Raw genomic sequence first — 13,596 nt, forward strand, 5'->3', positions numbered from 1 at the left:
TCTTTTCCACGCTTAAGAGGTTTTGCCGAATGCGTTTACTGATTGCGCTGATCCTGCCCTGGCTTCTGTTCTTCACCATTGGGCGGCCGATCGCGGGCATCGTTTGTCTGATCCTGCAGATCACGTTGATCGGCTGGATTCCCGCCGCGATCTGGGCCGTGTATTCGCTCAGCCAGTACAAGACCGACCGGAAAATAGAGGACGCCCTCGGCCGCCGCGGCTAAATTTCGCAGCGAGCGCCTCTGGGCCACACGTGGCGCTTTCGCGGTTACAACCGTAATCCACGCTCACAATTCAATAAGAACTTAATGCTGATTTTTCTTTCTTACAAATAGAAAGGAGGATCGGCAATGTTCAGGTTCGTTCTCACAGCGGGGGCCATCGCGCTCCTTGCCGGGTGTGCGGTGGCCCCCGGCTACGACTACGGCTACGGCGGCTATGGCCAGCCGTACTCCACCGGCTATTACAGCGGTTACGCGCCGGGCTATGCGCCGGCATATGGCAGCGTCAACATCGGCGTGTGGGGCGGTGGCGGCGATCGCGACTATCACGGCGGCGGCGGTGGCTGGCACGGCGGCGGCCCGGGTGGCCCTGGCGGTCATGGTGGCGGTCACGGCGCACCTTGGGGGCCGCGGGGCGGCGGTCATGGAGGCGGCCCAGGCGCAGGCCACGGCGGCGGAGGTCATGGCGGCGGAGGAGGCGGTCACGGCGGCGGCGGTCGGGGCGGAGGCCGTTGACGCTGGCTTGCCGCGCGCTCAGGCTCGGCAAGCCATGGCGCCGCCATGGTCGAAGATCCGCTCCGAGCCGCAAAGCGTCGCTTCAAAACGCATCAGGCCCGCCACTCTCACGAGGGCGGGCCTGATGTTTTGCGCGGGAACCCGGTGTCGCAGCCGGGGTTGCCGCGAAACCGACTTCGAAACTTACTGGCTCGACTGCGACGTGCCGTTCGTCGAAGGGCCGTACGCCGTCGCGCGTTGCGCCGCGACCTTGGCTTCGGCAGCCTGAATGTTTTCCGGGTAGTGCATCCAGTCGCTCGGATCGTAGCCGGCGGCGCGCAGTTGCGCGAGATCGGCGCGAACCTCGGCGCGGGTCACGGGTTGCTGCTGGGTTTGCGCCTGTGCGAAAGCAGCGGCGGGCACGGCGACGATGGCGGTAAGCACAGCTGCCTTCAGAAACGACTTCATGACTGACCTCCGATATCTTTTGTGAGGAGCCATCGCATCGGCGTGGCCCATGTCGACAATGTATGCGGACGGAGGGTCAGGGTAAATACTTAGAAGACGAATTCAGTGTTCTCCTGGCGACAACAATCGGATTCGAAATCTCCTGAAGTATTGCTGCGCGCGTCTGCAATAAGGCCAGACGTCGCTCGATTGTCTGGCCCTAAAAATTTGCCGATTATTGCGAAATCTGTAATTCCAATTCGCCTGAATCAGTCTGTATCCGGCAGGGCCGCTTGCCTAGAATCCACTCACAGCCAGCCGTTGCGGCGATTGCAGCGAGCCGGCCGCGCACGAAACGATGCGCACCGTCATTGCGCGTCGACGTCAAATAATTTCGGAGGTTGTGATCATGAAGTCGCTTCTTAAGGCTGTTGCGCTTACCGTAGCTCTGGCCGCTCCGCTGGCTGCTTTCGCTCAGGCCGATCAAGGTCTGACCCGCGAGCAAGTGCGCGAGCAACTCGTCGAATTCCAGCAAACGAGCCGCAACCAGGGTGCCGTGGCTGCTCAGGCAACCGCGCCGGTCGCCCAGACCGATGGCTCGTTCGGTGGCGTAAGCAGCACATCGTCGGCAGCGGGTGGCCGCTTTGTGTCGGAAGCGGCGCGTACGGGTCCCCAATCGGTGTATTTCGGCGGTCAGTAAGCCCGTTGGCAGTCAGCCGATAAAAACGGCCCGCGACATCGCTTCGCGGGCCGTTTTGCATCTGCGCTCCCGTTCACAAGCCGCTACATCTCTTCCGCCTCCGGCACGTCCAGCACGAGATCCGTGCGCGCGACGGCCACGCAGGTCAGCACATAGCCCTCGGCTTTTTCTTCGCGGCTCAATCCGGGCCACTCGATCGTGAAGCTCACTTCGCCGCTCACCACGCGGCACAGGCAGGCGCGGCACGTGCCGTTGCGGCACATGCGCGGCAGGCGGATTCCCTCGAACGCCGCCGCTTCGAGCAAGCTCAGCTCGGGCGGCGCTTCGAAGCTGCGCCCCAGCGGCTCCACACGAACGACGGGCACGCGTGGCGGCCCGTCCTGCAAGCCTTCGTCGCTCATGTCGCTCATGACAGCGATACCCCGAGCAGCCGTCCCGCGCCCGCTGTGAACGCCGCCGCGGCGAGACCGATCACGATCTGCCGCAGCGCCGAAAAGGTCGCGCTGCGCCCGTTGAAGAGCGACGTGAACACGCCGACGAGGGCGAGCCCGCACGCGCTCAGCGCGACCGACTGCGCGATCGCCGTGACGCCGTGCGCCCACAGGAACGGTGCAGTGGGAAACGCGGCGCCGAGCGAAAAGAGGCAAAACGATACAGCGGCGGCCGACCACGGATTGCCGCCCAGCTCCTTCGGGTCGATGCCGAGTTCCTCGCGCGCGAGCGTATTGAGCGCCTCGTCCTTGTTGCGCATGATCTGGGCGGCCACGCGGCGCGCTTCTTCGGGCTCGACGCCCTTCGCCTGATAGATGAGCGCGAGTTCGTTGCGCTCGGCGTCGGGCGTGTGTTCGAGCTCGTCGGCTTCCTTCGCGAGTTGCGTGCGCGCCAGCTCGCGCGCGTTGGTCACCGAGAGCCATTCGCCGAGCGCCATCGAGCATGCGCCGGCCACGAGGCCCGCGAGCCCCGTGAGCAAAATCGTGCGATTGGCGCTGCCCGCACCCGCCACACCCATCATCAGGCAGAAGTTCGAGACGAGACCGTCGTTCGCGCCCAGCACCGCCGCGCGCAGGTCATTGCCCGACGTCGCGCTCTTGTGCCACGACTCGGCCGTGCCGATCGCTTCGCCGTGGCCGTCGCTGTGGCCTTGTTCGGGCTCGCGCTTTTTCGCGACGATCGCCTGCACGATGGTGGCATGTTGCTGTTCCTGGGCGGAAAGCTTCTCGGCGCCGGGTTCGTGCGCGTAGCGGTCGCGGTCGGCGTATTCGGCGGCGGCGACGGTGGGCAGTACGAGCGAAGGACCAAAGGTGCGCGTGAGCGCCTGCAGCAGGCGAGTCTTCGCGCTGCGCCGGTGCGGCCGGGGGGTGACGCCGTTGGCCGCGAGCTTGTCGCGCCAGACGCCCGCGTGCTCGCGCTCGGAGGCGGCGAGTTCGGCGAAGATGCGGCGGCGCTCGTCGTCTTTCTCTACCGCGCATAGCGTGTCGTAGACGGCGGCGCTGTCGAGTTCGTCGGCGAGATTGCGACGGAAGCGGTTGATTTCCTGAGCGGAGGCCATGGGGCGCGATGCGGGAAGCGATCCTTCAAGCTTACCCTGGCGCCGCTATGGCCAGAAGCCGCGCGCGAGGCCCGGCCCGGCCTGTGCGCTCAGCGGCGCTGCCGCAAATGCCGATAGACCGTGTTGCGCGCGAGCCCGAGTTCGCGAGCCGCCGCCGAAACATTGCCGCTATGGCGCGCGAGGGTCTCTTCGATGAGCCGCGACTGCCAGACGGACAGACGCGCGGGTTCGCTCGCCTGGCCCTCAGCCGTGGCATCGCCGGACGGCTCCGCGCAGTCGCTCGCGGGGTCGCAATCGTGCATGAGGTCTTCGGGCAGATGCTCCATGTCGATGGCGTCTTCGCCTTCGGCCATGATCGCCGCCGTGCGCAACGCGCTGGCGAGCTGACGCAGATTGCCCGGCCAGCGGCAGCGCGCGAAGCACGCCCGAACAGCCGGCGTGAGGCGCGTGGGCGCGCCCGGCACTTCGCGCCGCACGATCTCGAGCATGCGCGCGACGAGCGCGTCGAGGTCGGTGCGCCCGGCCAGCGGCGGCAGCGTGACGACGAGGCCGTTGATGCGGTAGTAGAGATCCTCGCGGAATGTCCCTTCGGCGATCATCGCGCGCAGATCGCGGTGCGTCGCGCAGACGATGCGCAAGTCCACCGGCACCGCGCGCGTGCCGCCGAGCGGCACGACGGCGCGTTCCTGCAGCACGCGCATGAGCCGCACCTGTTGCGCGAGCGGCATGTCGCCGATCTCGTCGAGGAAGAGCGTGCCGCCATGCGCCTGCGCGATCTTGCCCGCGCTGCCGCGGCGCTTTGCGCCCGTGAACGCGCCGTCCTCGTAGCCGAACAGCTCCGCTTCGATCAGCGTGTCGGGCAGCGCGGCGCAGTTGAGCGCGACGAACGGGCCGTCGCGGCGCGGCGAATCGCGATGCAGCGCCCGCGCGAGCCATTCCTTGCCGGTGCCGGTGCGGCCAAGCACGAGCACAGGGATGTCGCGGCCGCGTACGCGCGCCACGCGCTGCAGGGCGGCGGCGAGCCGCTCGTCGCCCGTATCGAGTTCGGCGAGCGTGGGCTGCGGCCTCGTCTCGGCGGCGGGCGCTTTCGCCTGGACGGTCGAGGATGCATACGGCGCGCGGGTGGCTTCGGGCGCGGCGGTTCGTGCGAGCGTTGCGACGCCCGACATGGCGGCGCCAGGCGTGGCGCGCGCGATCACGCGCACGCCGCTTGGCAGCGCGAGCGTGAGCGGTTCGCCGCTCGCGCGCATGAGCTGCTGCATGAACGCCGCGAACGGCTGGCCGAAAAGTGCGGCGAACTCGCGCCGCTGCAGTTCGGCGAGCGGCGCGCCGAACTGGAACAGGGCGCTGCGGTTGGCGCACAGCAACGTGCCGTCGGCCGAGAAGGCGGCTAATCCTTCGTACAACGTACCAATGAACTCCGCGCGCGCATGAAACTGGAGCCGGATGGCATCGGCGAATTCGGTGTTGAACAGATGGTTCTCGATCATCTGCGCCGACATGCGCACGAGCGCGAGCGTGTGCTTGTGAAAGCCGCGCGACTCGCCGCTCACGTCGAGCGCGCCGAGCGTGCGTCCGTACGGATCCGCGATCGGCGCGCACGAGCAGGTGAGAATGTGATTGGCGCGCAGAAAGTGCTCGCCCGCATGCACCGTGGTCGGCTGGCCTTCCACGAGCGCCGTGCCGATGGCGTTCGTGCCGCGATGCTGCTCGGCCCACGACACGCCCGGGCGCAGCGCCACGCGCTGCGCTTTCTCGACGAAGTCGCTGTCGGCGAAGCTATGGAGGATCACGCCGTTGCGGTCGGTGAGCAGCACCATGCTCTGCGTATCGACGATCTGCGCATGCAAGGCGTCCATCACGGGACGCGCCTGGTGATAGAGCGTGCGGTTCGTGTCGATCAGCTCGCGCAGGTCCGCGGCGGCCAGTGCGTCGAACTCGGGCGCCTCGCTGGCGCGCAGCCCGAGTGCGCGCGAGCGCGCGTGAGCCTGCGCGATGGCGTCCGCGCGGGCCGCGTCGTGCGGCGTGACGGGGCGTCGGGTCACTCGTGTCTCCAGTCGTTTTGGGCGCTACGCTGCGGCGCAGCATGAGACATGCGCGTCGATTGCAAGGGCGGCGCCTCTGGGGCAGTTCATGGTACAGGATCCGCGGCGGCTGCCTATTCGGGTTGAAGCCGGGTTGAAGCCGGGTTGAGCGGGCGCCGCGCAACTGCGCCTTGAGTTTCCTGCAGCGGGTGCCATGATGAAGGTGAGGGCGCATTCGCGTCGCGCCCCCGGTGGCGCGCGTTTTCGGCAACTGCGGTTGGCGCCGCCCGCTCCGTAGCGGAGTTCGTCATGGTGCACGGCGAATTGAGGATTGTGGTGGCGGTGCTCGCCACGTTCGTTGCGCTCTTTGGCCTCGGGTATGCGATTGATGGATTGATCTTCGACGAGAACAACGTCGTGCTGTCCGGCATGCTGACCGTGGCCCTTGGGATCGTCGCGTTCGTGGTGATGCTCACCTTGCACCCAAAAGACCTCGAACATCTCGATCAGCACCGGCATCGCGAATCCTGACACGCCCTTGCGGCGTGCATGGTGCGATGCGGTAACCGGCGCAGCGCGTTGGCGCAGGGCCGGGAGGAGGATGTTTGTGCGCGCAACGCCAGCGAATGCTGCAGCCGCGAAAAGAGGGCGCAAAACAGGGTTAGCCAAAGGCCTCGCAGGCTATTTCACGCGTGTGACAACGTCGACCTTGCGGGCGGCGGGAAGTCGTCTAAAGTGAATCAAATCAACCTAAGCGAACGTGTGGTTCGCGGGGGTTGGTGTTGTTCCGCGCGTACCGGATCGGGATGTGCCCAGGCACTGGGTTGGGGCAGCCCGGGAAGGTTGGACGCGGCCTTTTCACCCTCCACCAAAGGCGACTCCCATGCAGATCATGTTTCCCAATGAGGTGCCCGAGTACTCGGGACCAGACCTGACTTTGGCGTTTCCGGCGATGATCGATGGCGAGCGGGTGGAGTGTCTGATCACGGCGGCGGCGCTGGAAGACCACTTCGGGGCGGCTTCGCCGCGCGCCGAAGACATGCTCAGCGCGTTCGACCATCATCGCGACCGCATCGAGGCTTGCGCGCGCCGTTTGCTCTCTGAAACACGTGCGCAGTGTCTCGTGCTGCGCAGCGGCTACGTGCGTTTCGTGCAGGCGCACGGCAGCGCGTAGTCAATACACAAGCGCCCGCGAGATGCGGGCGCTTTCCGTTCAACTGAATGTACTTGCCGCGCCCTTCGGGGCGCGGCTTCGTTTGCGCGCGTGCCGCTAGATCATGCGGCGCAGGGTGTTGTCGCGGAACACGACGTGATGCGCAATGGCTGCCAGCGCGTGCAACCCGATCACCCAGTAGAACAGATTGCCGATGAGCACATGCGCATCTTTCAGGAACGTGCGCGCGGCCGGATCGGGGCCAACCAGTGTGATCTGCAGATCGAGCCCTGCGAGCGTGACCGGATGGCCGCCGGCGTTGATCATCAAAATGCCGAGCAGCGGCTGCACGAAAATGAACAGGTAGAGCGCGAGATGCACGAGGCGCGAGAGAAACGACAGCAGCGCGTTCGAGTCGATGTCCGCGGGCGCGCCGCGCCACAAACGCCACGCGAGGCGCAGCACGGAGAGCGCGAGCACGAGCGAGCCGGCCCAGAAGTGCACGTTGCTCCAGAACACGCGGCTGTCCGTGCCCTTGGGACCGCGCACCTCGATCGCGAGATAGGCGAGCGCGACGAGCACGAAAGTGGCCCAGTGAAAGAAGACGGCGGGCTTCGTGTAGCGTTCGGTTGCGGCGGGGTACGTTGCCACGTGGCGGCTCCTTTGTGCGGGGAATCTGGCGATATTTCCCTATGATAAGGAGGACGCCCGGTGCGGGGGCGGCTACGCGGCTGGGAAGTTTGATTCCGCGGGGTGGCGGCGGCGAAAAAGTGCCGCGTTGCCGGCACACGTGCCGATAAAAAAGGGTGGCTCGAGGCCACCCTTGTGCGTTTTACGCGTTGCCGAGATAGAAGAACCGGAACAGGAACACCGCGGCGATGATCCACACGATCAGCTTTACGTCGCGCACGCGGCCCGCGAGCAGCTTCAGGCCCGCATACGAGATGAAGCCGAACGCCACGCCATTGGCGATCGAGTAGGTGAACGGCATGACGAGCGCCGTGAGGGCGGCGGGCACGACTTCGGTGGCGTCGTCCCAGGGCAGATCGGCGAGTTCGCGCAGCATCAGGCACGAGACATAGAGCAGCGCCGGGGCCGTGGCGTAGCCCGGCACGACGCCCGCGAGCGGCGCGACGAACAGGCACGCGAGGAACAGCACGGCAACCGTCAGCGCGGTCATGCCGGTGCGGCCGCCCGCCTGCACGCCCGAGGCGCTTTCGATATACGCCGTGGTCGACGAGGTGCCGAGCACCGAGCCCGCGAGAATCGCGGTGCTATCGGCGAGCAGCGCGCGGTTCAGGCGGTGCATCTTGCCGTGCACGAGCAGGCCCGCGCGGTTGGCCACGCCCATCAGCGTGCCGGTCGCGTCGAACAGTTCGACGAGGAAGAACACCAGCACCACGTTGAGAATGCCCGTGGAGAGCGCGGTCTTGATGTCGAGTTGCGCGAACGTCGGCGCGATCGACGGCGGCGGCGAGAAGATGCCGTGGAACTGGTTGCCGCCAAAGAAGAAGGACAGGACCGTGACGCCCACGATGCCGATCAGGATCGCGCCGCGCACCTTCAGCACGTCGAGCGTGACGATCGCGAAGAAGCCGATGATCGCGAGGATCGTATGCGGATCGTGCAGGTTGCCGAGTTCGACGAGCGTGGCCGGGCTGCCGACCACGACGCCCGCGGTCTTGAGCGAGATGATCGCGAGGAAGAGGCCGATACCCGCTGTGATCGACACGCGAATCGAATGCGGAATGCCATTGACGATGGCTTCGCGCACGCGCAGCAGCGTGACGATGAAGAACAGGCACCCGGAGATGAACACCGCGCCGAGCGCCGCTTGCCAGGTGAAGCCCATGCCCTTCACGACCGTATAGGCGAAATACGCGTTCAGGCCCATGCCCGGAGCGAGCGCAATGGGGTAGTTCGCGTAGAGGCCCATGACGATCGAGGCGAGCGCCGCGACGAGGCAGGTGGCGACGAATACGCTTTCCTTCGGCATGCCGGCGTCGCCGAGGATGGCCGGGTTCACGAAGATGATGTAAGCCATCGTGAGGAAAGTGGTGAAACCGGCGAGCAGTTCGGTGCGCAGGTTGGTGCCTGCTTCTTCGAAACCGAAATAGCGTTTGATGGCGTCCATGAAGATCGGGCCCTTGAGAGTCGAGCGGGTTGTTCGCTGCTTGTTTGTATGGTTTCTTGCGCGTAGCCGGCTGGCGTCGGCAGGTCGTTGACGTGCTCACGCGCGCGCCTGCCGTAGCGTTTGGCTACGGGCGCGATTGTAAACAATTGTCCGCCGAGCGCAGAAAAGCCGTTGTGAGCGTGGAACGGGTACAACAGCGCGCGCTGCGGCGGCAAGCGTAGATGAGGGCGGCGAATGCGCCCGTGGCGACAGGAAATGGGTACAAGCCGGGCACAACGGTTCACAGGCCTCGGGCGTTGCGCCGCCCGGTGCCGGTTGACTGCGGCCGTACTGCTATCAAGCGATTACTGCGTCATTTGACCGGCGGGAGCGCCATATCCGGCGCGCGCCGCGCGCCGTTGCGCGACGATCGCGCCCGCGCGTTGTGCGTTTTCCGGATAGTCGATCCAGTCGAGCGGATCGTAGCCCGCCTGCCGCCATTCGACCAGATCCGCACGGACCTGAGCCCGAGTGAGTGGCTGCGACGGATCGTATGGTTGGGCCACCGCCGCAGCCGACGCGAAGCAGCACGCTGCGGCGAGTATGCCGAGCGCTACACGCGGAAGGGAGTTCATGGCAAGGCCTTTCGTATTAGGGATATCCCTAAAATTATAGGCGCTATCTCGATAACCGAAAGGTGGATCGAGACTATGCCCGGTTGCCGCGAGCGCGTGACGCGCGGAAATCGGTTGGGCGCTGTCCGGTCCACTTGCGGAACGCCCGGTGAAACGCGCTCGGCTCCGCAAAACCGACCGCCGCCGCGACGTCGGCGACAGAGCGGCCCGGCTCCTGCAGCGCCGCAATTGCCAGGTCGCGGCGCAATTCGTCCTTGATCGACTGGCAGCTGTGGCCCTCCTGGCTCAAGCGCCGGCGCAGCGTGGCGGGCGCCACGTTCAGGCGCTGCGCGATGGCGTCGGCATCGGGCCACGCGGCGACGGGCAGTGCACGCAGCGCACGCCGCACACGCGCCGCGAACGAGCCCGGATTGCGGTACTTCACGACGAAGTTGCCCGGCGCGTTGCGTAGAAACGCCCGTGCCGAGCTGGCGGTCTGGATCACGGGCAGTTCGAGAAAGCCGGGTGCGAATTCGAAGCACGTAGACGGCTGGTCGAACGTCATGTCGTCGCAAAGCATGAGCTGGTATTCGTGCGCGGCGTGCGGCTGCGGGCAGCGAAAGCGTGCCGCGAGCAGCGGAATGCGCCGTCCCACGAGCCAGCACACGAGCCCGTAGACGAGGATGAACCAGGTGGCGTACGCGAACAGGGTCGGCGCGGGTTTGCCCGCGCGATGCGAGAGCGTGATGCGCACGCGCGTGGCGTCGATGTCGATCTCGCCCGCCAGGTCGTCGAGCACGAGCCGCATGAAGTGCACGGCACGCTGCAGTGCCTGGCGGCCCGTGCTGGCGCCAAGCGCCGAGTGCGTCATGGCGATGAAGCTGCCGCTTTTCATCGCATGCGAATCCTGGCCGAAGAATTCGTCGTCGAGCGCGCGCGCGATGCCCGACCACAACTGGCCGTATTGCGCCGCGCTCACGCGGGCCTCGGGCGCGCTCAGCATGGCCGGCGCGATGCCGGCGGCCTCCGTGAGCGGCGCGATTTCGAGTCCGCCCGCGCGCGCCAGCGCGAGTGTCTCGTTCACGAGGCTCATCGAGATTGTGCCTTTTTCGCTCAGTGTATGGATTCGCATTGATTGCAAGGAGCCGCCTGCCGATGGGTTACTACGGATAGTATGGTAAATCCGATCAGCGACTTTGAGCGTGGCGGGCATCGAATACGGCCGCTTGCCTGCCTACACTTTTCGCAAGCCTTGCAGCCGGGGCCGCATCGCGCCACAGTGGAAGGCAAAGCGCAAGAGACGCAGGAAGGAGACAGACATGGACGAGTTCTACACCGACGACCAGCGCATGATTCGCGACGCCGCGCGCGACTTCGCAAGCGAGCAACTGGCGCCCAACGCGGCGCAATGGGACCGCGACGGCAAGCTGCCCGACGAGGTCGTCAAGCAACTGGGCGAACTGGGCTTTCTCGGCATGATCGTGCCGCAGGAGCAGGGTGGCTCGTACACCGACTACGTGGCCTACGCGCTCGCCATGGAGGAGATCGCGGCGGGCTGCGCCTCGTGCGCGACGCTCGTGAGCGTGCACAACTCAGTGGGCTGCGGGCCGATCCTGCAGTTCGGCACCGACGCGCAAAAGGACCGCTGGCTCGGCAAACTCGCAAGCGGCGAGCTGATCGGCGCGTTCTGCCTGACCGAGCCGCAGGCGGGCTCCGAGGCGAACAACCTGCGCACGCGCGCCGAACTGCGCGACGGCAAGTGGGTGCTCAATGGCAACAAGCAGTTCGTGACCAACGGTTCGCGCGCGAATATCGCCATCGTGTTCGCCGTGACCGATCCCGATGCGGGCAAGCGCGGCATTTCCGCGTTCATCGTGCCGACCGATACGCCGGGTTTCAACGTCGGGCCGCCCGAGAAGAAGATGGGCATCCGTGCTTCGGATACCTGCCCGATTTCGCTCGTGGACTGTGCGATTCCCGAAGCGAACCTGCTTGGCCAGCGCGGCGAAGGATTGAAGATCGCATTGGCGAATCTCGAAGGCGGACGCATCGGCATTGCCGCGCAGGCGCTCGGCATCGCGCGCGCGGCCTTCGATGCGGCGCGTGCCTATGCGCACGAACGCGTGCAGTTCGGCGAGCCGATCATCAAGCATCAGAGCGTGGCCAACCTGCTCGCGGACATGCATACGCGCATCAACGCCGCGCGGCATCTCGTCCATCACGCGGCACGGCTGCGAACGCTCGGCAAGCCGTGTCTTTCCGAGGCTTCCCAAGCTAAGCTCTATGCCTCCGAAATGGCCGAGGAAGTGTGTTCGCACGCCATTCAGATTCACGGCGGCTACGGCTTTTTGAACGACTATCCGGTGGAGCGTCACTATCGCGATGCACGCATCACGCAGATTTACGAAGGCACGAGCGAAGTGCAGCGGATGGTGATTGCACGGCAGCTGTAATCAGTAGTGAGGATGGCAAATCAAAAATAAGCGCGCGTATGCGCCGATGTGACTGCTTTGCATGGGACCGGAGTAAGCGCTAAAGCACCAACTCCGGCTCGACAGGAGACGACGATGACCGGGTTCACCCCTTCCGCACAGGCCTTCATCGACGCACGCGAACTGCTGCTGCGTCACCGCACCGACTATGCACGCGCTTACGACGCGTTCGCGTGGCCGAAGCTCGACACGTTCAACTGGGCGCTCGACTACTTCGACGTGATGGCGCGCGGCAACGACAACCCGGCGCTCTGGATCGTCGACGACCTCTCGAACGGCGGCACGCGTTATTCGTTCGCGCAGATGTCCGAGCGCTCGTCGCGCATGGCGAACTTCCTGCGTGAGCAAGGCGTGGCGCGCGGCGACCGTCTGCTGTTGATGCTGCCCAATCGCGTCGAACTGTGGGACGTGATGCTGGCGGCGATGAAGCTCGGCGCGATCGTGCTGCCCGCCACGACGCAACTCTCGCCCGACGATGTGCGCGAGCGCGTGGAAACGGGCGGCGCGCGCTACGTCGTGGTGGACGCCGCCGAACTCGGCAAATTCGATACGCTCGATAAAAGCGTGAAGCGCATTGCGGTAGGCGCGGCGCCCAACGCGTGTGAAGGCTGGATCGATCTCTCGCGCGCGTACGACGCGAGCGCCGCCTTCGAACCCGACGGCCCGACGCGCGCGAGCGACCCGCTCCTGCTGTATTTCACCTCGGGCACGACCTCGAAGCCCAAGCTCGTCGAGCACACGCACGAGAGCTACCCCGTAGGCCACCTTTCGACGATGTACTGGATCGGCCTCATGCCGGGCGACATCCACTGGAACATCAGTTCGCCGGGCTGGGCCAAGCACGCGTGGAGCTGCTTCTTCGCGCCCTGGAATGCGCAGGCGTGCGTGTTCGTTTACAACTACGCGCGTTTCGTGCCGAAAGACACGCTCGCCGCGCTCGTGAAATGCGGCGTGACCACGCTGTGCGCGCCGCCCACGGTGTGGCGCATGCTCGTGCAGGAGCCGCTTGCAACGTACGCGGTGAAGCTGCGCGAGATCGTGGGCGCGGGCGAGCCGCTGAACCCCGAGATCATCGAGCGCGTGCGTCACGCGTGGGGCATCACGATCCGCGACGGGTACGGCCAGACCGAAACAACCTGCCAGATCGGCAATTCGCCGGGCCAGCCCGTGGTGGCGGGCTCGATGGGGCGCCCGCTGCCCGGCTACCGCGTGGAGCTCGTCGATGCCGACGACCATCCCGCGAGCGAAGGCGAGATCGCACTACCGCTCGCACACCGACCGCTCGGCCTCATGACGGGCTACGCGAACAACGCGAAGGCGAGCGAATACGCCATGCGCAACGGCTACTACCACACGTCCGACGTGGCGCTGCGCCGTGACGACGGCTATTACGTCTACGTGGGCCGCGCCGACGACGTGTTCAAGTCCTCCGATTACCGCCTGAGCCCGTTCGAGCTGGAAAGCGTGCTGATCGAGCACGAGGCGATCGCCGAGGCGGCGGTCGTGCCAAGCCCGGACGAGCTGCGTCTCTCGGTGCCGAAGGCCTTCGTCATCGTGCGTCAGGGCTTCGAAGCGGGCCCCGAACTCGCCCGCGAAGTGTTCCGCTTCTCGCGTGAAAAGCTCGCGCCGTACAAGCGCATTCGCCGCCTGCAGTTCAGCGACCTGCCGAAGACCATCTCGGGCAAGATCCGCCGCGTGGAGTTGCGCCGCCGCGAAATGGAGCGCAGCGCCGAACCCGCGCGCCAGCCCGACGAGTACTGGGAAGAGGATTTTCCCGAGTTGCGCTGA

Annotated in this window: 15 protein-coding genes; 7 read left to right on the plus strand and 8 right to left on the minus strand. The window is 65.9% G+C overall.

Going from position 1 to position 13,596, the window contains the following annotated elements; translation table 11 throughout:
• Positions 1–29: 29 nt before the first annotated feature.
• Positions 30–224 carry a YqaE/Pmp3 family membrane protein gene (locus tag FAZ97_RS14860; protein WP_028209664.1) on the plus strand — a complete coding sequence of 65 codons (195 nt, stop codon included), beginning with the start codon at positions 30–32 and terminating at the stop codon, positions 222–224.
• Between the two features lie 126 nt (positions 225–350).
• Positions 351–737, plus strand: coding sequence for a hypothetical protein (locus FAZ97_RS14865; RefSeq protein WP_158759252.1), 387 nt, complete (start codon positions 351–353; stop codon positions 735–737).
• A 183-nt stretch (positions 738–920) separates the two neighbouring features.
• On the opposite strand, the gene FAZ97_RS14870 is transcribed toward FAZ97_RS14865, so the two are convergent.
• A complete protein-coding gene (locus tag FAZ97_RS14870) occupies positions 921–1,184 on the minus strand; it encodes a DUF4148 domain-containing protein (RefSeq protein ID WP_158759253.1) in 264 nt (87 codons plus the stop codon).
• A gap of 388 nt (positions 1,185–1,572) precedes the next feature.
• Here FAZ97_RS14870 and FAZ97_RS14875 point away from each other — a divergent pair, with 388 nt between their 5' ends.
• Entirely contained in the window at positions 1,573–1,863 is a 291-nt protein-coding gene (locus FAZ97_RS14875) for a DUF4148 domain-containing protein (protein WP_158759254.1), read from the plus strand.
• A gap of 83 nt (positions 1,864–1,946) precedes the next feature.
• Here FAZ97_RS14875 and FAZ97_RS14880 read toward each other — a convergent pair whose 3' ends face one another.
• From FAZ97_RS14880 to FAZ97_RS14890, 3 genes are all read right to left on the minus strand, one after another.
• A complete protein-coding gene (locus FAZ97_RS14880; protein ID WP_233271758.1) occupies positions 1,947–2,273 on the minus strand; it encodes a 2Fe-2S iron-sulfur cluster-binding protein in 327 nt (108 codons plus the stop codon).
• Positions 2,270–3,412, minus strand: a complete 1,143-nt coding sequence (locus tag FAZ97_RS14885) for a VIT1/CCC1 transporter family protein (RefSeq protein WP_158759255.1) — start codon at positions 3,410–3,412, stop codon at positions 2,270–2,272. The genes FAZ97_RS14880 and FAZ97_RS14885 overlap by 4 nt, the downstream gene beginning before the upstream one ends.
• Before the next feature lie 89 nt (positions 3,413–3,501).
• Entirely contained in the window at positions 3,502–5,457 is a 1,956-nt protein-coding gene (locus FAZ97_RS14890; RefSeq protein ID WP_158759256.1) for a sigma-54-dependent Fis family transcriptional regulator, read from the minus strand.
• A 288-nt stretch (positions 5,458–5,745) separates the two neighbouring features.
• Here FAZ97_RS14890 and FAZ97_RS14895 point away from each other — a divergent pair, with 288 nt between their 5' ends.
• The gene (locus FAZ97_RS14895) at positions 5,746–5,967 is read left to right on the plus strand and encodes a DUF2964 family protein (RefSeq protein WP_158759257.1); all 222 of its coding nucleotides are present in this window, start codon (positions 5,746–5,748) and stop codon (positions 5,965–5,967) included.
• Between the two features lie 352 nt (positions 5,968–6,319).
• On the plus strand, positions 6,320–6,610 hold the full coding sequence (locus FAZ97_RS14900; protein WP_158759258.1) for a DUF1488 family protein: 291 nt from the start codon (positions 6,320–6,322) through the stop codon (positions 6,608–6,610).
• Positions 6,611–6,706: 96 nt separating this feature from the next.
• Here the strand turns inward: FAZ97_RS14900 and FAZ97_RS14905 are convergent, their stop codons facing one another.
• The 4 genes from FAZ97_RS14905 to FAZ97_RS14920 form a co-directional block, all read right to left on the minus strand.
• Positions 6,707–7,240, minus strand: coding sequence for a cytochrome b (locus FAZ97_RS14905; protein WP_158759259.1), 534 nt, complete (start codon positions 7,238–7,240; stop codon positions 6,707–6,709).
• Positions 7,241–7,421: 181 nt separating this feature from the next.
• Complete coding sequence (locus tag FAZ97_RS14910; RefSeq protein WP_158759260.1) at positions 7,422–8,723, minus strand: NCS2 family permease; 1,302 nt, start codon at positions 8,721–8,723, stop codon at positions 7,422–7,424.
• Between the two features lie 344 nt (positions 8,724–9,067).
• On the minus strand, positions 9,068–9,337 hold the full coding sequence (locus tag FAZ97_RS14915) for a DUF4148 domain-containing protein (protein WP_158759261.1): 270 nt from the start codon (positions 9,335–9,337) through the stop codon (positions 9,068–9,070).
• Positions 9,338–9,410: 73 nt separating this feature from the next.
• Positions 9,411–10,409, minus strand: coding sequence for an AraC family transcriptional regulator (locus FAZ97_RS14920; RefSeq protein ID WP_407671840.1), 999 nt, complete (start codon positions 10,407–10,409; stop codon positions 9,411–9,413).
• Positions 10,410–10,635: 226 nt separating this feature from the next.
• Here FAZ97_RS14920 and FAZ97_RS14925 point away from each other — a divergent pair, with 226 nt between their 5' ends.
• Both FAZ97_RS14925 and FAZ97_RS14930 read left to right on the plus strand, forming a co-directional pair.
• On the plus strand, positions 10,636–11,769 hold the full coding sequence (locus FAZ97_RS14925) for an acyl-CoA dehydrogenase family protein (RefSeq protein WP_158759263.1): 1,134 nt from the start codon (positions 10,636–10,638) through the stop codon (positions 11,767–11,769).
• A gap of 114 nt (positions 11,770–11,883) precedes the next feature.
• On the plus strand, positions 11,884–13,596 hold the full coding sequence (locus tag FAZ97_RS14930; RefSeq protein ID WP_158759264.1) for an AMP-binding protein: 1,713 nt from the start codon (positions 11,884–11,886) through the stop codon (positions 13,594–13,596).

Source organism: Paraburkholderia acidiphila, assembly GCF_009789655.1.
GTDB lineage: Bacteria > Pseudomonadota > Gammaproteobacteria > Burkholderiales > Burkholderiaceae > Paraburkholderia > Paraburkholderia acidiphila.